Below are 20,540 nucleotides of genomic sequence, written 5' to 3' on the forward strand. Positions count from 1 at the left end.
ATATGAGGAGGCAAATGGAATGAGTACAGCAAATAAAAGCATCGTAGCCGATCTATCATTGGCACCTGAAGGCCGTTTGAAAATTGATTGGGTAGCTGCGCATATGCCGGTATTGAATACGATTCGCGAGCAATTTGAAAAGGAACAGCCTTTTAAAGGACTGAAAGTTACAATCGCTCTTCATTTGGAAGCGAAAACCGCTTATTTGGCTAAGGTTGTTAAGGCGGGCGGTGCAGATGTTACTATAACAGGCAGCAACCCGCTATCAACACAAGATGATGTTTGTGCCGCTCTCGTTGAGGATGGCATTACTGTATTTGCCAAATATAATCCAAGTGCTGAAGAATTTAAAGCACTTAATATTAAAGCGCTGGAGTGGAAGCCTGATCTTATCATTGATGATGGCGGCGATCTTGCAACGATTCTAAATTCGGAGCATCCAGAGTTTGGCGAGAATCTGCGCGGCGGCGCGGAAGAAACAACGACAGGCATTATTCGATTGAAAGCGATGGAGAAAGACGGTTCACTGAAATTCCCTATGGTCGCAGTTAACGATGCATATTGCAAGCATCTTTTTGATAACCGCTATGGTACAGGGCAATCCGTATGGGACGGTATTAATCGCACAACGAATTTGATGGTTGCGGGCAAGACCGTCGTTGTTGTCGGTTATGGCTGGTGCGGAAAAGGAGTAGCCATGCGTGCGAAAGGTCTTGGCGCAAATGTTGTCGTAACTGAGATCGATGCGATTAAAGCGGTCGAAGCTTATATGGACGGTTTCGCGGTAATGCCTATGATCGAAGCGGCTAAGGTTGGTGAGTTTTTCGTAACGGTTACCGGGAATCGCGATGTTATTCGCGGAGAGCATTACAAGGTGATGAAGGATGGGGCGATCATTTCCAACGCAGGTCACTTTGACGTCGAAGCAAACAAACCAGAACTTGCAGCATTATCTTCAAGCGTAAGGACCGTTCGCCGCAACATTGAAGAATATAAACTGGAGGATGGACGCAGCATTTACTTGCTGGCAGAAGGCCGCCTTGTTAATTTGGCTGCTGGCGATGGTCATCCTGCAGAAATTATGGATATGACGTTTGCACTGCAAGCTGTTGCACTGAAATATGTAAATGAGCAGTACAAAGCGATTGGCAGCAAAGTAGTCAATGTTCCTTATGAGCTCGATGAGCAGGTAGCGAGATTGAAGCTGCAATCTCTAGGCTTTGGCATTGATCAACTGACTGCGGAGCAATCGGCATATTTGGACAGCTGGAAAGAAACAGAATAGAGCATTGAATAAGCCGCGAGCAATCGCGGCTTTTTTTGTAGAAATAAAAGAAGCAATTGATACGTTTACATCAATGATTAGATCCGGCGGATGTTCGGGTTTTGATGGACAAAGTTGTAACCTTTTATTCCCAGATTTCGTCTAGAGGTAAATAAAAGCAAGGGGGTATTTTCTTGTATAGACATAAAAAAGGGATATTTGCATTTATTTTAATTGTTTCTCTGGTTGTTCTGCTTGTTGGATGCGCTTCCTCAGATGGGAATACAAGCAGTTCTAAAACCTCGGCTTCTGAACAGATGTTATCAACAACAGCTTCTAGAAACGTAGAAACTGAGATGAGCTATACCATGAATGACAATGCTGCTAAAGCGGAAGAGGCTCCAGCTGAGGGATCGGGCGAGAGCAAAGCATCGGGCGGGGGAATTGATGCTCAGCTGGCAATCGGCACGGATGGATTCAACCAGAAAATTATTTATACCGCTAATTTAAGTATGCAGGTGGACGATTTAGCTTCTGCAGCAACCTCGCTGCGCAATGCCATTCATCAAAGCGGCGGTTATCTTTTGCAATTTCAAGATACGAAGCACGAGGGAGAAATTGGATCAAGCTATACGATTAAAGTTCCTGCTGCAGGGTTTATGTCGTTCATTGATCGGATTGAGCAAATTAAACATAATGAATTTGAACGCAATATCGGCGGCAAGGACGTATCTGAGGAATATGTGGATCTTGAATCCAGGCTGAAAGCGAAGCAGCTTGTTGAAGCTAGACTGCTCACCATGATGGATAAAGCGACAAAAGCTGATGATCTGTTAAAATTTTCACAGCAGCTCTCAGGTGTGCAGGAAGAAATTGAACGAATCAAAGGAAGAGTTCGCTATCTGGATAATAATGTAGCGTTCTCGACGGTGGAGCTGCGCATGTACCAAACGAATCAAACACTAAAAAATAAAAGTATGGAAAAACCACATTTAGGCGGCAGAATGTCTGACGCGCTAGTTAACAGCACGAAAGTCGTTTGGGATGCCATCAATCTATTGTTAGTTATTTTAGCTGGAGCATTGCCTGTATTAGCTATATTGGCTGTTATTTCAATCCCAATCATTTGGTTTTATCGAAGAAGGAAAGAGACGGCGCCGAAGCCATCCAAGCCTGAAGAAGAGCAGCCGCCAACGCTGTAATGATTAATAATCTTTAATAGTGTGAAATATTTTAGAAAATCCTGCTCACTGAGCAGGATTTTTATTTTAGGTGGCGAACTACTGTTACTAGGTGGGGAAAAGTGGGGCAAAGTGGTGGAAATAGGGGAAGGGGTGGTTCAAAGTCATGTTTATGGGTGAATATCAACATAGCATTGATGAGAAAGGCCGAATCATCATACCTTCGAAATTCCGCGAATCGCTTGGAGCCTCGTTTATTGCAACCCGTGGATTAGATAATTGCTTATTCGTATATCCCATGAGTGAGTGGACTGTTTTGGAGCAAAAGCTGAAAACATTGCCTCTTATGAAATCAGATGCGCGAGCATTTACCCGGTTTTTCTTTTCCGGAGCAACCGAATGTGAGCTGGATAAACAGGGAAGGGTAAATATACCTAGCCATCTTCGTGAATATGCGAAGCTGGACAAGGATTGCATGGTGCTCGGCGTTTCTAGTCGCGTGGAAATTTGGAGCAAGCAGACTTGGGACGGTTATTACGAACAATCCGAACAAACCTTTAACGAAATCGCCGAAAAGCTCGTTGATTTCGATTTCAACTTCTAGAATAGACAACAAGAATGGAGGGCTTAGGCGTGTTTCAGCATATTACAGTACTTTTAGAAGAAGCGGTTGACGGTTTGGCTATAAAGCCAGATGGCATCTACGTCGATTGTACGCTTGGGGGTGCAGGTCACAGCGAATTAATAGCCTCCCGGTTAGGCGAAGGAGGACGGTTAATCGCTTTCGATCAGGATGACTGGGCGCTGGAAAATGCTCGTGTTAGGCTTGCTCCTTATTTAGATAAGGTTACACTCGTAAGAAGCAACTTCCGCGATTTGGAGCAGGAGCTTAGAAATTGCAACGTTCCAATGCTGGATGGCGTTCCGCAGGTCGATGGCATATTGTTCGACCTTGGCGTATCCAGTCCACAGTTAGACGAAGCCGAGCGCGGCTTCAGCTATAACCATGATGCCCCGCTCGACATGCGCATGGATCGCGAGGGTGATCTAACCGCTCATGAAATCGTCAATACTTGGGACGAACGTGATATATCCCGCATTTTGGATCGTTATGGTGAAGAGAAGTTCGCTCGGTCCATCGCTAGAAATATTGTGAAGGCAAGAGAAAAGGCGCCCATTGAGAAGACTGGTGAATTAGCTGAATTGATAAAAATATCGATTCCTGCTGCAACTAGGCGCACAGGCGGACATCCCGCCAAACGCTCCTTCCAAGCGCTTCGTATCGCAGTAAACGATGAGCTGGGAGCAGAAGAAGAAGCTTTGGAGCAAACGATTCGCTGTCTAGCCCCTGGCGGCAGAGCATCGGTGATCACTTTTCATTCGCTTGAAGATCGTATATGCAAACAATTGTTTGCAAAGTTTGTGGAGAAATGTACATGCCCGCCCGATTTTCCGTTATGTGTATGCGGCAATGCTGGGAAAGTGAAATTAGTCAATCGTAAGCCGATCGTACCTTCAGAGAGAGAGCTAGAGCTCAACCCGCGTGCAAGGTCGGCCAAGCTTAGAGTTGCAGAAAAATTGTAAGAGGGGGATTTGAATTGGCGTATGTGAATGGCAATTTAGCGCTGCAGCCTAAGCGAAAGCAGGATCAGCAACCGGTTATCAAGGAAACGAAGCGGCTTGTTAAAACTCGTAAATCCTTACCGGTTCAGGAGAAGTTGTTGTATATGTTTACTGTATTAATGTGCGTTGTAGTTGCTGGTGTCATTATTTTACGCTACGCGCAAATCTATGACATGAGCCTCGAAATTAAAAAGTTGAATAGCGAATACCAGACGATGAATGTAGAGATGGAAGACTTGAAGAAACAAGTAGAGATGCTCAGTGATTCAGAACGTATACGCAAGCTTGCAGAGACCCAAGGGATGGTTAGCTCTATTGAGAGTGGAATTACCGTAAATACAGGTGACGACGCGATAAAATCAGCAATGAGTGAATAGGGTGAGCGATGATGAAAAAAAGAATTAGATTGCGGACACTATTGTTTGGAGGGGTAATGACCCTCCTTTTTCTTGTTTTAATAAGCCGAATTTATATTGTGCAAGTAGTAGAAGGCGCCAAATGGTATGGACTTGCAAAGGAAAGATGGTCAACAGAAGAAAAGATGCTGGCCAAGCGTGGCACGATCGCCGATCGCAACGGGAGTGTTCTGGCAATGGATACGATCGCTTATAATGTGACGTTAAATCCGAAGCTGATTAACGATGAGAAACTTACAGAAGAAATTATAAATGGTTTGCATGACATCCTTGGCACTTCTAAGGAAGAGCTCCGGAAAAATGTAACTGCCAAAAAAGAGGACGGGAATTACTATGTATATCGGGAGGTGCGTAGCGGAGGCTGGCAAATTGACAAAGCACATGCCGATAAAATTAAAAAGTTTCGTGAAGATTTAGCCAAAGAAAAGGAGGTATATAGCGTCGGCATCGATTTGCAAGAAAATTTGAAACGGTATTATCCTAAAAATTCTCTAGCTGCACAGCTTGTCGGTTATTTGGATAAAGAGGGAGTCGCCATGACTGGCGTTGAAGCTTCGTTCAATGAGCAGCTCTCTGGCGAGGACGGCTATATCAAGTATGAGAAGGACGGAAAACGCGTTCAGCTCACGGAGGGCGAAGTAGACTACAAGCCAGCCAAAGACGGTCAATATGTACAGCTGACGATCGATAACGAAATTCAGCATTATGTGGAGGAAGCGCTGCAGGAAATTATGAAAACCTATTCTCCTAAGAGCGCGACAGCGATTGCGGCTGATCCAAACACGATGGAAATATTGGCGATGGCAAACATGCCGCAATATAATCCGAATGAATATTGGAAAAACAACTCGAACTCTTACAATCATGCAATTAAATCTTTATATGAGCCGGGCTCAACCTTCAAAATTGTAACGCTGGCTTCAGCGGTTGAAGAAGGTTTGTTTAATCCAGATGAATTATACAAATCAGGTCAAATCAAACTGAAAGGTGTACCTAATCCAATCCGTGATATTAAGCGAGAGGGATGGGGAACCATTTCATTTTTGGATGGCTTGAAATATTCAAGTAACGTTGCCTTCGTCAAGCTTGGTTATGAGAGATTAGGGGAACAGAAGCTGAGAGAATATTACACGAATTTTGGATTTGGGCAAAAAACAGGCATTAAGCTTGGGAATGAGCTAAGCGGTACGATTAACTTTAAATACCCGAGTGAGATTGCGAATGCTACCTTTGGTCAAGGGGTAGTTACGGTTACGCCTATACAACAGGTTGCAGCTGTCGCGGCAGTAGCTAACGGCGGAAAGCTGTTTCAACCACAAATCGTAAAAAGCATGACAGATCCGTCGACCAAAACGACGACGACTTTCGAACCGAAGATGGTTCGCCAAGTGATCTCAGCGGAAACCTCTAAAAAAGTCGGTGAGTATTTGGAGCAGGTTGTATCGGATCAGGATAAGGGATCCGGTAAAAACGCTTATATCGAGGGTTACCGTGTAGCAGGTAAAACAGGAACCGCTCAAAAGGTTACTACGGTAAATGGAAAAAGCGGCTATTCTGATTCCAAATATGTTGTTTCATTTATTGGCTATGCGCCGGTTGATAATCCGAAAATCGTCGTTTATGTCGTCGTAGATGAGCCAAATACTACTTTTGCTTCCGGGGGAAAGATCGCTGCTCCAGCTTTTAAACAAATCGTTCTCAAAAGCTTGCGTAAAATGGGAGTAGCGCCTAACTATCCGGCTGGTTCTGCAAACTCGAAGAAGGAAGCGACAATAACGGTTCCAGATTTAACAGAGTTTAAAGTTCAACAAGCGAAAGCAGAATTAACAGCGAAGGCCATGACATTTGATTTGATCGGAAATGGTAAAACCGTGCTGCAGCAAATACCTGCTCCCGGTTCAGCCGTACACCCGACACAGCGAATATATTTAATAACGGAGCAGCGTGAAAAGCTGGCTATCCCTGATCTGACTGGAGTTTCGCTGCGGGATGCTCTTGAATTAACCTCTCTTATCGGCATTCGGCTCATTCCGGAGGGGCAAGGGTTTGTTGTGTCTCAGAAGGAAGAGACTTTGAATAAAGTAAGAGTGCTCAAAGTTGTACTTGCTCCTCCGACAGGAAAAGAAGGCCAATCCGGCAATGCGGAAACAAACCCTGATGCGACAGAAGGCGGCGATAAGGGTAGTGAGGCTGGAAAAGAAGATGAAGCTGGCACGAACGGTGGAACCTCCGAGGGTCAGACAACTTCAAATGGGGATCAGGCTGCTAATTCCAATACAAGCAGTAATGGTAACGCTGCTCCTGAGTGATCCATATATCGAATTATTAAGGGATCTAATATGATGTTGCTTAAAGCTTGTTCTATCATCCGCTTGTCCCGAATAATCTGGGAATGAGCGCAATTGAGCGCTCCTTTCGAAACGGTCATGCGGAGGGGGAACAAGCGATGAAGGTATCTAATGTAACGGTTAGACGACGTTTATTTATCGTGCTCATACTTGCTGGGGTGTCATTCCTAGCATTATGTGTGAGACTTAGCTTTGTACAACTATGGCAAGGTGAGCAGCTGGCGGATAAAGCAGAGGATTCATGGAGACGCAACATCCCATACGTAGCCAAACGAGGCGAAATCGTTGATCGCAACGGTATTCAGCTCGCCTACAACGTAAGCTCACCTACCGTATATGCGATTCCTGTCCAGATCAAGGATCAACAGGCAGCAGCAGCAGCGCTTGCCCCTTTGCTCGACATGTCGCAAGAAACGCTCTATAAAAAAATTAAAACACGAGCGTTAATTGTTAAGCTTGGCCCAGGCGGGCGAAAAATTACGATTGATAAAGCTGAACAAATACGAGAGCTGGGTCTTGATGGCATCGTTGTAGCTGAAGACAACAAACGATTTTATCCCTTCGGCAGTTTAGCGGCGCATGTGCTAGGTTTTACGGGGATCGACAATCAAGGCTTAACCGGTGTAGAAGCAAAATATAATACAGAGTTAAGCGGTATCGGAGGCAGCGTATCCTTCTTGTCAGATGCAGCAGGCAGACAAATGCCTAATTCTTCGGACACCTACGTGGAACCTAAGGACGGGCTTACGATGCAGCTTACGATCGATAAGCAAATTCAGACGGTTATGGAACGTGAGCTTGATCAAGCGATGACGAATTTACAGCCTAATGGTATAATCGCGATTGCGATGGATCCGAATAACGGTGAAATTTTAGGCATGGCGAGCAGACCTACTTACGAGCCAGACAAGTATCGAGAGGTTCCAACTGAGGTTTATAATCGAAATCTTCCGATTTGGATGACATACGAGCCAGGCTCTACCTTTAAAATAATTACGCTTGCTGCAGCCCTTGAGGAAAAAAAGGTTGATTTGAAAAACGAACGTTTTTTTGATCCAGGCGCTATTGAGGTGGGCGGTGCTAGACTTCGCTGCTGGAAAAAGGGCGGACATGGCAGTCAGACTTTCCTTGAAGTTGTTGAAAACTCCTGTAACCCCGGGTTTGTAACGCTTGGTCAGAGGCTGGGCAAGGACAAACTATTTGATTACATTAAGAACTTTGGCTTCGGGACGAAGACGGGCATCGATATTGGCGGCGAGGAAAATGGGATCTTATTCAAGCTTAGTCAGGTCGGTCCGGTGGAACTTGCCACTACAGCCTTTGGCCAAGGGGTCTCCGTTACACCAATTCAGCAAATAACGGCTGTTTCCGCAGCAATTAACGGCGGAACGCTGTATAAACCCCATGTAGCAAAAGCATGGATAAACCCGGAGACGGGAGCGACCGTAGAAACGGTAGAATCGGTAGCGGTTAGGAAGGTTATTTCGGAGGAAACGTCCAAGCAGGTGCGTGAAGCGCTTGAGAGCGTCGTAGCCAAAGGAACAGGCCGCAATGCCTTTATTGACGGGTATCGCGTAGGCGGCAAGACGGGTACTGCTCAAAAGGTTATTAACGGACGTTATTCCCCTAATGAGCATATTGTATCTTTTGTTGGCTTTGCCCCGGCAGATGATCCGAAGATCGTTATTTATGTAGCGGTTGATAATCCGCAAGGGATTCAGTTCGGCGGAGTCGTTGCAGCGCCAATCGTTCGCAATATGCTGGAGGACGCGCTCACCATTCTGGAAGTTCCGGCTCGTGAGAAGCAGATCGACCGTATTTATAAGTATGGAGAAACACCTATTGTTACAGTTCCGAACTTGATTGGCAAGACGGTATCGGATTTGTATGAGGATATGAATATGAATTTCAATCTAACTTCCGCAGGTTCTGGGAAAACGGTCATACGCCAAGCTCCAGCTGCTGGAACCCGTGTAGATCGCGGATCAACGATTCGTATCTATTTGGGCGAAGAAGATAATATATCCCACTCGCATTGACTATAATGGTAGTTAACGAGGGTGCAGCAGGCGGGGAAGTTTGTCCGCCGGCGCTTAAGGGAGGAGCTGGGCAGATGCGATTAAAGGATGTTGCGGAATTGCTAATAGCCTCACGGCTGATAGGCGATGGGGAAACGGAACTGACTGGCATTGAGACGGATTCACGAAGCGTAATTGAAGGGCAATTGTTTATTTGCTTGAGAGGCCACACCGTTGATGGTCACGCGTTTGCTTCGGAGGCGGTTGCCGCCGGAGCAGCAGCACTAATAGCGGAACGAAAGCTGGACCTGTTGGTGCCGCAAATTATTGTAAGAGATTGCCGCCTTGCCATGGCTGTAATTGCTAATTATTATTATAGACAGCCTAGTCAAACCCTGAAGCTTATCGGTGTCACGGGGACGAATGGCAAGACGACAACAACTTATTTGATAGAGCAAATTCTAAATGACCAGAGTAAGCCTACCGGCGTGATCGGTACGATTGAGCGTCGGTATGCGGGAAAATCGTTCCCTATGTCCAGTACGACGCCTCAAACACTGCAGCTTCAAAGCTATCTCGGGGAGATGCGTGATGCGGGCACGCAATATTGTGCAATTGAAGTGTCCTCCCATGCTCTCGAGCAAGGACGGGTGAAGGGCTGCAGATTCCGAACGGCAGTATTTACTAATTTGACGCAGGACCACTTGGATTATCATGAAACGATGAGTCGATACGCTGCGGTAAAGGGATTGTTCTTCTCGCGACTTGGCAATGTGTATGCATCTGCGGAAAACGAAAGATCTTATGCGGTTCTTAATGCAGACGATGCTTTATCTGCAGAATATGCCGAGCTCACAGCGGCAGAGGTCATCACTTATGCTATTGATAAAGAGGCAGACGTTCGGGCAACGAATATTCGAATAACTGCACAGGGTACGACCTTTCATGTTGACACATTCAGAGGCGAGCAGGACATCACATTGCAAATGGCTGGGAAGTTCAACGTATACAACGCGCTTGCCGCTATAAGCGCTGTACTTCTTGAAGGCGTGGAACTAGAGGCGATTGCACACAGTCTAAGCAAAATTCCCGGCGTACCCGGACGGGTTGAAGCGGTTAATGCGGGACAGGATTTTGCGGTAATTGTAGATTATGCCCACACGCCGGATGGGCTAGAAAATGTACTCAGAGCTATTCAACAATTTGCAGAAAATCGAATTATATGTGTATTTGGCTGCGGCGGTGACCGTGATCGCTCCAAGCGGCCGCTAATGGGGAATATTGCAGTGAAATACGCGGATTACGCTATCATAACATCGGATAACCCACGATCGGAGCCGCCTGAGTCCATATTAAAGGATATTGAAGCTGGATTAATAAGCAGCAGAATTGATCCTTCATTTTATAAATTAATCGTTGATCGCAAGGAAGCAATTGAAAAAGCGGTTGAAATGGCAAGCCTCGGCGATGTAGTATTGATTGCGGGGAAAGGTCATGAAACCTACCAAGATATTAACGGAGTCAAATATCCATTTGACGATCGAAAAGTAGCGAAAGCAGCGATAAGGGGAATCATACAGTGATTAAACGTACTATTAAACAAATTGCCGAAATGAGCGGCGCTAGATGGAATGGAAATCATGCAGAGCTTAACATAACAGGAGTAACAACTGACTCGCGGCAGGCTGCTGCGGGCCAGTTGTTCGTTCCGATCGTAGGCGAGCATTTTGACGGGCATGCCTATTTGGAGCAAGCTATTGCAAATGGAGCGGTTGCTGCGCTTTGGCAGAAAGGCCGCGAGGTTCCAGCATCTCTTGAGGGAGTGCCGCTTCTTATTGTTGGGGATACGCTGGTTGCATTGCAGCGCCTTGCAACAGCTTATCGCAGTGAACTTGTCACTCGTGTTGTTGGCATTACAGGCAGCAATGGCAAAACAACGACAAAGGATATGGCAGCTGCTATTCTCGGCACAACTTATAAAGTGCATAAGACTGAAGGCAATTTGAACAATCACATCGGCTTGCCTCTGACGGTGCTGAGGCTTGAAGAGGACACGGAAGTAGCCGTGCTCGAAATGGGAATGAGCGGCTTCGGCGAGATCGAGCTGCTGACGAAGATTGCACAGCCTGATGCCGCAATTATTACAAATATCGGCGACGCGCATATGCTTCAGCTCGGCTCAAGAGCCGGTATTGCGAAGGCAAAGCTTGAAATAGCACTCGGGCTTAGCGAGGATGGTTTGCTGCTCTACAATGGCGATGAGCCACTTCTTGAAGCAGAGCTTGAGCGTTCAATACTTCCAGCAGGCATCGTACGCCGTAAATTTGGGTTATCGAAGCAAAATGAATGGTCAGCATCTGAAATCAGCATTGAATCGGAAGCGACGACCTTTACTGCTATTTATAATGGAACTGCCAGTGGCCTCGGAACTGTTCGAATTCCTGTTCCAGGGCAGCATAATGTCAGCAATGCGCTCGCTGCAATAGCGATTGGCCGCTTCTTCGGAGTTCCAGCTGCAAAAATTGCTGAAGGTCTAAGCCATCTTAAGCTGACAGGCATGCGCATTCAGCCTGTTCGCGCGTTTAATGGCACTATGTTATTGAACGATGCTTATAATGCCAATCCGACTGCCGTTCGTGCGGCGATTGATCTGGTAGAGCAACTGGACGGCTATAGCCGCAAATGGATCGTGCTTGGCGATATGCTTGAGCTCGGGCCAGAGGAGCAGACGCTTCATTTTGAAGTAGGTGCATATATAACGCCAAGCAAGGCGGATGCGGTTCTTACCTTCGGACCTTTGGCAAAACATATTGCTGAGGGCGTGAAGTCGCAATTTCCTAACGCAGGCGCGAATGATGTGATTAAACATTTCGAAGATAAAAATGAGCTGACGCTGTGGCTGAGGGAGCAAATGCAGCCAACGGACATCGTGCTCATAAAAGGTTCACGCGGCATGCAGATGGAACAGATTGTCCAAGCATTGGAAGTGGGGTGAGGAAATGGATATGATGGTCATTTTATTTTCGATTGGCGCTTCATTCCTGCTAGCGGTTCTACTCGGACCATTGTTCATTCCAGTGCTCCGCCGCTTAAAGTTTGGGCAGCAGATTCGTATGGAAGGTCCGCAAAGCCATTTGAAAAAAAGCGGTACGCCAACGATGGGCGGCATTATCATTATGGTTGCTCTAATGATCGCGTTCCTGAAGTTTTCTGATAAAACGGCTGAATTTTGGGTGCTGCTGACCGCATCGCTTGGATTTGGTCTTGTCGGCTTTTTGGATGATTACATCAAAATTGTATTTAAACGTTCTTTGGGACTAACCGCAAGACAAAAGCTTTTTGGTCAACTTCTTTTTTCTATAATCGTGTGTGCAATGCTCTATAATATGGGGCACAGCACCGAAATATCCGTGCCTGGTACAGGCTGGGGAATTGATTTAGGATGGTTTTATTATCCGCTTGTCGTCATCATTCTTTTTGCAGCAAGCAATTCAGTTAATTTCACCGATGGTCTTGACGGCCTGCTGGCTGGGACGAGTGCCATCGCATTTGGTGCCTTTACTGTAGTTGCTCTACAAACGTCAGCTCATGAATCAGCAGTATTCTCGGCAGCCATGGTAGGCGCTGTTTTAGGTTTTCTAGTATTCAACGCACATCCAGCAAAAGTGTTTATGGGAGATATGGGCTCGCTAGGCATAGGAGGCGGTATTGCAGCAGTCGCTATTTTGACCAAAACGGAGCTGCTCCTTATCGTAATCGGCGGTGTTTTTGTACTTGAGATGCTTTCTGTTATATTACAGGTAGGCTCCTTCAAGCTTAGAGGGAAGCGTATTTTCAAAATGAGTCCCATTCACCATCATTTCGAGCTTGTTGGTTGGTCTGAATGGAAGGTTGTTACTGTGTTTTGGTTTGTAGGAATCGTGTTTGCAGCAATTGGTTTACTATTTGTTATACTATAGAGATAAAGCTTTCGAAAAAGCGGCTTTTATTTGATTAAGAGCCGCTTTATGCATACATAGAAGGGACTGTCAGTTATGAATCATCCGGCATCTTATGAAGGCCGCCGAGTTGTCGTCTTAGGCTTGGCTAGAAGCGGGGTAAGCGTCGCAAAAGTATTTCATCAATTAGGCGCAGAAGTTGTAGTGAACGACATGAAGGAACGTGAATTATGCCCCGAAGCGGACGAATTGACTGCTTTGGGCATTTCTGTGCTATGCGGTTATCATCCAGATGACCTAATTACAGAAGAAACAGCGCTCCTTATCAAAAACCCTGGTATCCCATATACGTCTACTCCAGTCCAGAGGGCGGAGGAGCTTGGCGTTGAGGTCATTACGGAGGTTGAAGCTGCATATTGGCTTTCTCCTGCACCGATAATAGGCATTACTGGCTCAAACGGCAAAACAACAACGACGACTTGGATCGGCGAAATATTAAGCGCAGCTGGCTTGAATCCCATCGTGGCAGGCAATATCGGTCGTCCTCTATGCGAAGCAGCCTTGGAAGCGACACCCGATCAATGGATCGTTGCTGAGCTAAGCAGCTTTCAATTGAAAGGAACAAGCGAGTTCCGTCCGCATATTGCGCTATTGCTTAACATTGCAGAGACGCATTTGGATTATCACGGCGATATGGATGACTACGTCAATTCAAAAGCAAAACTTTTTGATAACCAAACGGAAGATGATGTTGCTGTCGTCAACTGGGATGACCCGGAATGCCGCGCGCTTTCGGAGTTTCTTATCGCACAGCTGCTGCCTTTCTCTATATATGAGCGACTGGACGCGGGCATTTACATTGATCCGCCATATGAGCGGGACAACGGTGACGCACAAAATGATGAAGCCGCTGTGGATAGACAAATTGTATTCCGCCAGTCTGAGGACTCGGAAATTAACATTTTACCAGTTTCAGAGCTAGGCATACCAGGCCGCCACAACGCCGCTAACGCGCTTGCTGCCATTGCGGCGTGTTTGGCTGCTGGAGTTGCACCAGAGCGTCTTGTAGAACCGCTGCAGTTGTTTAGAGGCGTGGAGCACCGCCTGGAGTTCGTCCGTGAAGTGAATGGTGTCAAATATTATAATGATTCGAAAGCGACAAACCCGGTTGCAACGATGATGTCCGTTCGCTCGTTATCGGCACCGATCGTTCTAGTGGCTGGAGGACTTGACCGCGGCTCTGACTATATGGAGCTTGTTCCTTTATTCCGCGATCGCTTAAAGGGGCTTGTTGCTTTAGGAGAAACGAGAGAAAAGCTCTCCCGTGTAGCAGAGCTGGCAGGTTTAGCTAAGGTGGAAATCGTCGAACCTAGTGAGGACGCCGAGTCCGTCCTTCAGCAAGCGGTGAAACAAGCAGCAGCGATCGCAGAGCCAGGTGATATTGTTTTATTGTCGCCTGCATGCGCAAGCTGGGATATGTTTACATCGTATGAGCAAAGAGGGCGCATTTTTAAAGATTCGGCGCATACCTTGTAAGTAGGGGGCATGTCCCTACTTTCCCATGCTAAGAGGTGTGTTCGCTATGGCCAAAGCGCGTTCTGCCCCGGATATTTGGATGCTGACTGCAATTGGGCTCATTCTCGCTATCGGGTTGATTATGGTGTACAGCGCTAGCGCAGTGCTTGCTTTTCATGAATTCGGTGATCGTTTTTACTATGTAAAGCGTCAGGTGCTATTTGCTGGACTCGGTATAGGCGCGTTGTTGTTTACAATGAATACGCATTATACGGTTTGGAAAAAGTGGGCGCCAATGGCTTTATTGGTTTGCTTCGGCCTTCTTCTGCTCGTGCTGATCCCTGGTGTCGGCGTCGTTCGCGGCGGCGCACGCAGCTGGCTTGGCATTAGCTCCTTCGGTATCCAGCCTTCTGAATTTATGAAGCTGGCGATGATATTATTTTTAGCCAAATGGCTCTCTGAGAAGCAGCAAACGATTACGCAGTTCACAAAAGGGCTTATGCCGCCGCTAGGGCTTGTTGGACTAGCCTTCGGACTCATTATGCTGCAGCCTGATCTAGGTACAGGAGCGGTGATGGTTGGCGCCTCTTTAATTTTAATTTTTACTGCTGGCGCTAGATTATCTCATTTAGGCGGCTTGGCGCTTATCGGTGTCGCAGGTTTTGTTGGCCTTATCATCGCTGCGCCATACCGATTAAAGCGAATAACGAATTTTCTTGATCCATGGGCAGACCCGCTCGGAGGCGGCTATCAAATTATTCAATCCTTATATGCGATCGGACCAGGTGGACTCGTTGGGCTCGGTCTAGGTATGAGCCGACAGAAGTTCAGTTATTTGCCTGAGCCGCAAACCGATTTTATATTCTCGATTTTAGCGGAAGAGCTTGGCTTCATCGGCGGAGTTACTCTTATACTATTATTTCTAGTTGTCATCTGGCGGGGGATACGCGCTGCTATTGCAGCTACGGATACATTCGGGAGCTTGCTGGCAGTCGGAATCACAGGCATTATCGGTGTACAAGTATTGATTAATATTGGTGTCGTCATTGGCATGATGCCCGTTACGGGAATTACGCTGCCGCTTGTTAGCTATGGGGGTTCATCCCTAACGCTTCTCTTAACTGCACTAGGGATTTTGTTGAACATATCTCGTTATTCGAGGTGAGGCTTCATGCCTAGGGCATTAACCAGCAGATGCTTAGTAGAAAAAAACAATAAACGTCCGGCTTGGATAGCTGCAGGTTGCATAACAGCAGCTGCAACTATCCAAGCCGGATATTGTTGTTTACAGGAAAATTTGCTCATTTAATATGATGAGATATTGAATACACTTTTATTTGAAAGAGACAGTCAATTCGCTAAAGCGGCAACCAGCTTTGAGTTCTGGTCTGCTGCACAGACCAATCAGTGAGCCAGTTGGCTCGATATAGGCCATTGTCACACAAGAGCCTATATGGGCATAAGATACACTATATTCGTGACCGTCACCCGAAAGGAGTGGTGATTACAACAGAAAAACCGGCAGCAGCGATTCAGACTGCTGAATGGGAATTTCTTTTTCTTCTTACACAGAAAGGCTTGTGCTTGCGGAGTAGGTTTTGCTTACGAAGTAGGTTTTGCTACGCAAAACCTTAGGGAGGTTCAACGAATGGAAGCTTTTAAAGCGGAATTGGAACAAGCTAATCTTGGCGAAGTTTTGTACTACGAACCGCTATCGAACTATACAACTTGGAAAATCGGCGGTCTCGCTGATATCTTAATCCTCCCTAGCAGCAAAGATGAATTGGTATCGGCGGTACGTTTGGTGCAAAAACATCAAATACCCTGGACTAATTTAGGCAGAGGCTCGAACATGCTGGTAAGTGATAAAGGGATTCGCGGCGTTGTAATAAAACCGCACAGAGGGCTCGATTACTTGCGTTTTGAAGGATCGACAGCAATAGCCGGTGCTTCATATTCTTTAATTAAGCTATCAGTCATGGCTGGGAAACAAGGTCTGACCGGACTTGAATTCGCGGGGGGAATCCCAGGTACGGTAGGCGGAGCCGTTTATATGAATGCTGGCGCGCATGGATCAGATGTGTCACGTATTTTTAAGTCAGCTGATATTGTACTGGAAACAGGAGAATTGGTTCGCTACGATCGTGAGGCTATGAACTTCGCTTACCGCCATTCCATACTTCACGAGCAAAAGGGCATTGTCATTGAAGCCGCCTTTGAGCTGGCAGAAGGGGATAGGCAGGAAGTACTCGCTAGGATGGCCTCCTACAAAGAGAGAAGATTGAGAACGCAGCCTTTGCAGCTTGCCTGTGCAGGCAGCGTATTTCGCAATCCGCCTAATGATTATGCCGCTAGACTCATTCAAGAGGCTGGATTAAAGGGTGAAAGCCTCGGAGGAGCGCAAGTATCGAAGCAGCACGCCAATTTTATTGTGAATACCGGGCAAGCAACAGCTGAAGACGTTCTCGCCCTCATGACTCATATAAAAAGCACTGTTCAGGACCGCTATGGCATCCTGTTGGTGCCGGAAGTATTGGTGGTGGGTGAGCGGTAATTCGGAGGTGATACATTGGACAAATTGGTGATTGAAGGTGGGAAACCTCTCTCAGGAACCATAGTTATCCAAGGAGCGAAAAATGCCGCTTTGCCGATTCTGGCTGCCAGTCTATTGGCCGAAGGCACAACAACGATAGATCATGTGCCTGATTTGCTAGATATCGATGTCATGCTGAACATTTTGCGCGAATTAGGATGCCGCGCCGAGCATACGGGAGGAACTGTGGTGCTGGACACTGAGACTGCACATACATCCCACGTGCCGGAATCGTTAATGAGACAGATGCGATCTTCTATTTTTTTAATGGGGCCTTTGCTTGCTAGATTTGGGGAAACTCAGGTTTATCAACCAGGTGGATGTGCAATCGGTGAGCGGAAAATTGATCTTCATTTAGAAGGTCTTCAGGCTCTGGGTGCAGAAATAGAAGAATTGGGTAACCGGATCATATGCCGTGCCGAGAAACTAAGGGGAGCGGATATTCACTTAAGCTTTCCAAGTGTCGGCGCAACAGAGAATATTATGATGGCCGCTGCTTTGGCAGAAGGCCGAACCACAATAAGCAATGCTGCAAGGGAACCGGAAATTCAAGACTTGCAAGGCTTTTTAAATGCAATGGGCGCTAAAATAATGGGAGCCGGAACCGATACGATAACGATAGATGGGGTACAGTCGCTAACACCTTGTCGTTATAAAGTGATTCCGGATCGTATTGTAGCAGGGACCATCATGGTAGCCGCCGCTGCAACACGCGGTCAAGTCACGCTCCAAAATACGCAGCCAGCCCATTTATCTTCCTTGATTCATGTTCTGCGCCGGGCAGGTGTTCAAATTGTTGTCGACGATGATATAATTAAAGTTGGCAGTGCAACAAGGCCTAGAGCGGTTGAAAGAATCGTAACCTCTCCATACCCGGCTTTTCCTACCGATTTGCAGTCTCAGGTTATGGTGCTGCTTACGCTTGCAGATGGTGTGAGCGTATTGAAAGAAACGATTTTTGAAGGCAGATTAAAGCATGTGGATGAACTGTCACGTATGGGTGCAGACATTCGCGTAGACATGAATGCGGCATTCATTCGCGGCGTGCCAAGGCTTTATGGAGCGACGGTGGAAGCAACGGATTTGAGAGCGGGTGCCGCCCTTGTCATAGCTGGTTTAGCAGCGCAAGGAAGGACGGTCGTTGAGCAAATTCATCACATCGATCGAGGCTACGAAAAAATCGAAACGATGCTGTCTAGGCTGGGTGCGCGGATTTCGCGTTATTCGCCAGTGCCTAATAACTAATACTATGCGCATGAGCTGCAAGATAGAAACAGCCGGTACCCTTTTGATGCTAAGCGAAGGCTGACGCGGAGAGGTTAACCGGATGTTTTTTGGGGAAAGAAGGGACAAGTTATGAGTGCACAGATGCCAGTACTTAAGGAACCACCGAAAAAAAGAATGGGCAGTCGGAAGCTGTTGACCATACTTATATTATTGTTTGTGGCGCTTTTGGCTGTATTATTTTTTAATTCCTCTATTAGCAAAATATCAGAAATCCAAATTGAAGGAACTAGATTCGTAACCAGAGAAGAAATAGGCAAGGCAGCTGCTATTTTGGTTGGCGATGCTTTTTTTCGAACTTCGTCTTCTACTATAGAAGATAGAATTGTCACATTGCCACAAATTAAAGGGGCTAAGGTTACGAAGGTATTTCCAGGTGTGGTGAAGATTCATGTAGAGGAGTTTCCTGTTGTTGCATTCGAGCTTTCCAAGCAAGGGGAAATGACAGCGTTATTGACAAATGGAACGACAGTTGAGGCTGACAGCGATGAAATGCAGCTTGTGGACAAGCCTGTATTGTCAGGCTGGGCAGATGGAGATCCCGTAAAAGCACAGCTCACGAAGCAGCTTGCAAAAATATCGACGAAGCAGCTCTCCGACCTGTCTGAGATTTTACCATTTCCGTCAACCGCTTATCCCGATCGGATTCTGATGTACACTCGCACAAAATTTGAAGTGGTAACAGCGGTGTCGGTTCTTCCAGAGAAGATTGAAGCGTTGAATGCAGTAATCGAGACCCAAGAGCCAGGTAAGATCACGATGCTTCTGGCGGATACATATGTGCCTTTCGTAAGTGAGAGTCCAGAAAATATAGATTCTGAGTAAAATTATACTACTCAATAGTCTGAAAGAATGGTAGAATTTTATTTATGCATTAATACTCGATTAAGCTGGATAAACATAGGAAATATAGAGAATCGCAAGGGGCGGTGCTCGACACAAAGCGAGAAACATCGAAAAATTTGTTGAAAAAAGAGGGAAAATAATAAAAGCGTTGAATATGTAGGAAGACCTTAACATGTGGTAAAATAATTAATTATTTGAAACGGAGGTGCCGCAAGATGAGCAGCAACGACATCATCGTCAGTTTGGACATCGGTACATCCAAAGTTCGTGCTATTATTGGTGAAGTGAATAATGGAGCCATTAATATTATTGGAGTTGGATCTGCCGACTCAGAGGGTATTCGCAAAGGAGCAATAGTAGATATTGACCAGACTGTGCAATCGATCCGTAATGCCGTAGAGCATGCGGAGCGCATGGTAGGCATTCAAATATCAGACGTATATGTTGGTATTCAAGGCAATCATATTGCTTTGCAAACCAATAGAGGCGTCGTTGCAGTATCCAATGAGGACCGTGAAATTGGTGAAGAAGATATTGAACGAGTATTACAAGCTGCTAAAGTAGTGGCGCTCCCTCCAGAGCGTGAAATCATTAACTTGGTTCCAAAGCAGTATCTAGTAGACGGCTTGGAAGGTATTTCCGATCCGCGCGGTATGATTGGCGTTCGCCTTGAGGTTGAGGCGACGATCGTCACGGGGACGAAGACTGCTATACATAACCTTATGCGTTGTGTAGAGAAAGCAGGCCTTCGTATTTCTGGTGTCATTTTGTTATCACTCGCTTCAGGCGTGGTTTCGCTCACCAAAGATGAGAAATCGATAGGGACAGTTCTTACTGACATAGGAGCAGGATCATGTACGATTGCCATTTATGATCAAGGCGGCCTAGCTGCTACGTCAACGCTTCCAATTGGTGGCGAATATGTAACAAATGATATAGCTTATGGTTTGCGCACGCAAAGTGAGCAAGCTGAGAAAATCAAACTTAAATATGGCTGTTCTAATGTATTGGATGCTGCTGAAGATGTGAAGTTTAAAGTAGCACGAATGGGCAGCAATGTGGAAAAAGAGTTTTCACAGGTTGATCTTGCTAGTATAATTGAGCCTCGCATGCAAGAGATTTTCCATTTAGTTCGTCAAGAGGTACGTCGACTTGGTTATGGAGACAAGGTTAACGGTTATGTGTTGACCGGTGGCACTGTATCGATGCCAGGAACACTCGCTTTGGCCCAGGCAGAGCTTGAGTCTTCCGTCCGAATTGCACTCCCTGATTATATTGGTGTAAGAGACCCGGCGTATAGCAGCGGCGTTGGCATGATTCAATATGTGTCAAAATATATGGGAGCTCGCGGAACTGGAGCAGTGAAGAAAACGGCAAGCCGCAAAGCAAGTCCAACACCTTCTACTAAACCCGGTATGTTCGAGCGGATTAAAAGTATGTTTAATGAATTTATTTGAGGATTTAAGATAATATAAGTTTCACCTTATATACGATACTTATATTTTACTGCGAAA

16 protein-coding genes are annotated in these 20,540 nt (G+C 46.2%); all 16 read left to right on the plus strand.

Annotation, left to right across the window (positions count from 1 at the left end; translation table 11 throughout):
- Nucleotides 1–19: 19 nt before the first annotated feature.
- The 16 genes from MHH56_RS13185 (at nucleotide 20) to ftsA (ending at nucleotide 20,483) form a co-directional block, all read left to right on the plus strand.
- Nucleotides 20–1,285, plus strand: coding sequence for an adenosylhomocysteinase (locus MHH56_RS13185; RefSeq protein ID WP_076268149.1), 1,266 nt, complete (start codon nucleotides 20–22; stop codon nucleotides 1,283–1,285).
- 173 nt (nucleotides 1,286–1,458) lie between these two features.
- Nucleotides 1,459–2,466, plus strand: a complete 1,008-nt coding sequence (locus tag MHH56_RS13190) for a DUF4349 domain-containing protein (protein ID WP_339208713.1) — start codon at nucleotides 1,459–1,461, stop codon at nucleotides 2,464–2,466.
- 145 nt (nucleotides 2,467–2,611) lie between these two features.
- A complete protein-coding gene (gene mraZ / locus MHH56_RS13195; RefSeq protein WP_076268151.1) occupies nucleotides 2,612–3,049 on the plus strand; it encodes a division/cell wall cluster transcriptional repressor MraZ in 438 nt (145 codons plus the stop codon).
- Between the two features lie 29 nt (nucleotides 3,050–3,078).
- Complete coding sequence (gene rsmH / locus MHH56_RS13200) at nucleotides 3,079–4,029, plus strand: 16S rRNA (cytosine(1402)-N(4))-methyltransferase RsmH (protein ID WP_179089802.1); 951 nt, start codon at nucleotides 3,079–3,081, stop codon at nucleotides 4,027–4,029.
- A gap of 23 nt (nucleotides 4,030–4,052) precedes the next feature.
- Nucleotides 4,053–4,445: a cell division protein FtsL gene (ftsL, locus tag MHH56_RS13205; protein ID WP_256710903.1), complete on the plus strand. Its 393-nt coding sequence runs from the start codon at nucleotides 4,053–4,055 to the stop codon at nucleotides 4,443–4,445.
- Nucleotides 4,446–4,501: 56 nt separating this feature from the next.
- Nucleotides 4,502–6,793 carry a penicillin-binding transpeptidase domain-containing protein gene (locus MHH56_RS13210; RefSeq protein ID WP_339208715.1) on the plus strand — a complete coding sequence of 764 codons (2,292 nt, stop codon included), beginning with the start codon at nucleotides 4,502–4,504 and terminating at the stop codon, nucleotides 6,791–6,793.
- Between the two features lie 137 nt (nucleotides 6,794–6,930).
- A complete protein-coding gene (locus tag MHH56_RS13215) occupies nucleotides 6,931–8,871 on the plus strand; it encodes a stage V sporulation protein D (protein ID WP_339208717.1) in 1,941 nt (646 codons plus the stop codon).
- 74 nt (nucleotides 8,872–8,945) lie between these two features.
- The gene (locus MHH56_RS13220; protein WP_339209585.1) at nucleotides 8,946–10,433 is read left to right on the plus strand and encodes a UDP-N-acetylmuramoyl-L-alanyl-D-glutamate--2,6-diaminopimelate ligase; all 1,488 of its coding nucleotides are present in this window, start codon (nucleotides 8,946–8,948) and stop codon (nucleotides 10,431–10,433) included.
- Nucleotides 10,430–11,845, plus strand: a complete 1,416-nt coding sequence (gene murF / locus MHH56_RS13225; RefSeq protein WP_339208718.1) for a UDP-N-acetylmuramoyl-tripeptide--D-alanyl-D-alanine ligase — start codon at nucleotides 10,430–10,432, stop codon at nucleotides 11,843–11,845. The genes MHH56_RS13220 and murF overlap by 4 nt, the downstream gene beginning before the upstream one ends.
- A gap of 4 nt (nucleotides 11,846–11,849) precedes the next feature.
- A complete protein-coding gene (gene mraY, locus MHH56_RS13230) occupies nucleotides 11,850–12,809 on the plus strand; it encodes a phospho-N-acetylmuramoyl-pentapeptide-transferase (RefSeq protein WP_076268158.1) in 960 nt (319 codons plus the stop codon).
- A 75-nt stretch (nucleotides 12,810–12,884) separates the two neighbouring features.
- Nucleotides 12,885–14,324, plus strand: a complete 1,440-nt coding sequence (murD, locus tag MHH56_RS13235; protein WP_339208719.1) for a UDP-N-acetylmuramoyl-L-alanine--D-glutamate ligase — start codon at nucleotides 12,885–12,887, stop codon at nucleotides 14,322–14,324.
- 46 nt (nucleotides 14,325–14,370) lie between these two features.
- Complete coding sequence (gene spoVE / locus MHH56_RS13240) at nucleotides 14,371–15,468, plus strand: stage V sporulation protein E (RefSeq protein WP_076268160.1); 1,098 nt, start codon at nucleotides 14,371–14,373, stop codon at nucleotides 15,466–15,468.
- Between the two features lie 483 nt (nucleotides 15,469–15,951).
- A complete protein-coding gene (gene murB, locus MHH56_RS13245) occupies nucleotides 15,952–16,857 on the plus strand; it encodes a UDP-N-acetylmuramate dehydrogenase (protein ID WP_339208721.1) in 906 nt (301 codons plus the stop codon).
- A gap of 15 nt (nucleotides 16,858–16,872) precedes the next feature.
- Nucleotides 16,873–18,141: a UDP-N-acetylglucosamine 1-carboxyvinyltransferase gene (murA, locus tag MHH56_RS13250; RefSeq protein ID WP_076268162.1), complete on the plus strand. Its 1,269-nt coding sequence runs from the start codon at nucleotides 16,873–16,875 to the stop codon at nucleotides 18,139–18,141.
- Between the two features lie 111 nt (nucleotides 18,142–18,252).
- Nucleotides 18,253–19,005, plus strand: a complete 753-nt coding sequence (locus MHH56_RS13255) for an FtsQ-type POTRA domain-containing protein (RefSeq protein WP_339208722.1) — start codon at nucleotides 18,253–18,255, stop codon at nucleotides 19,003–19,005.
- Nucleotides 19,006–19,241: 236 nt separating this feature from the next.
- Complete coding sequence (ftsA, locus tag MHH56_RS13260) at nucleotides 19,242–20,483, plus strand: cell division protein FtsA (RefSeq protein ID WP_339208723.1); 1,242 nt, start codon at nucleotides 19,242–19,244, stop codon at nucleotides 20,481–20,483.
- Nucleotides 20,484–20,540 lie beyond the last annotated feature (57 nt).

The organism is Paenibacillus sp. FSL K6-3182 (assembly GCF_037976325.1).
Lineage (GTDB): Bacteria > Bacillota > Bacilli > Paenibacillales > Paenibacillaceae > Pristimantibacillus.

Excerpts from the sequence above, each read along its gene's own strand:
- murD (WP_339208719.1), top strand. The coding sequence starts at position 12,885 with ATGAATCATCCGGCATCTTATGAAGGCCGCCGAGTTGTCGTCTTAGGC.
- spoVE (WP_076268160.1), top strand. The coding sequence starts at position 14,371 with ATGGCCAAAGCGCGTTCTGCCCCGGATATTTGGATGCTGACTGCAATT.
- MHH56_RS13220 (WP_339209585.1), top strand. The coding sequence starts at position 8,946 with ATGCGATTAAAGGATGTTGCGGAATTGCTAATAGCCTCACGGCTGATA.
- MHH56_RS13255 (WP_339208722.1), top strand. The coding sequence starts at position 18,253 with ATGAGTGCACAGATGCCAGTACTTAAGGAACCACCGAAAAAAAGAATG.
- murB (WP_339208721.1), top strand. The coding sequence starts at position 15,952 with ATGGAAGCTTTTAAAGCGGAATTGGAACAAGCTAATCTTGGCGAAGTT.
- MHH56_RS13210 (WP_339208715.1), top strand. The coding sequence starts at position 4,502 with ATGACCCTCCTTTTTCTTGTTTTAATAAGCCGAATTTATATTGTGCAA.
- mraZ (WP_076268151.1), top strand. The coding sequence starts at position 2,612 with ATGTTTATGGGTGAATATCAACATAGCATTGATGAGAAAGGCCGAATC.
- ftsA (WP_339208723.1), top strand. The coding sequence starts at position 19,242 with ATGAGCAGCAACGACATCATCGTCAGTTTGGACATCGGTACATCCAAA.
- MHH56_RS13185 (WP_076268149.1), top strand. The coding sequence starts at position 20 with ATGAGTACAGCAAATAAAAGCATCGTAGCCGATCTATCATTGGCACCT.
- mraY (WP_076268158.1), top strand. The coding sequence starts at position 11,850 with ATGGATATGATGGTCATTTTATTTTCGATTGGCGCTTCATTCCTGCTA.
- MHH56_RS13215 (WP_339208717.1), top strand. The coding sequence starts at position 6,931 with ATGAAGGTATCTAATGTAACGGTTAGACGACGTTTATTTATCGTGCTC.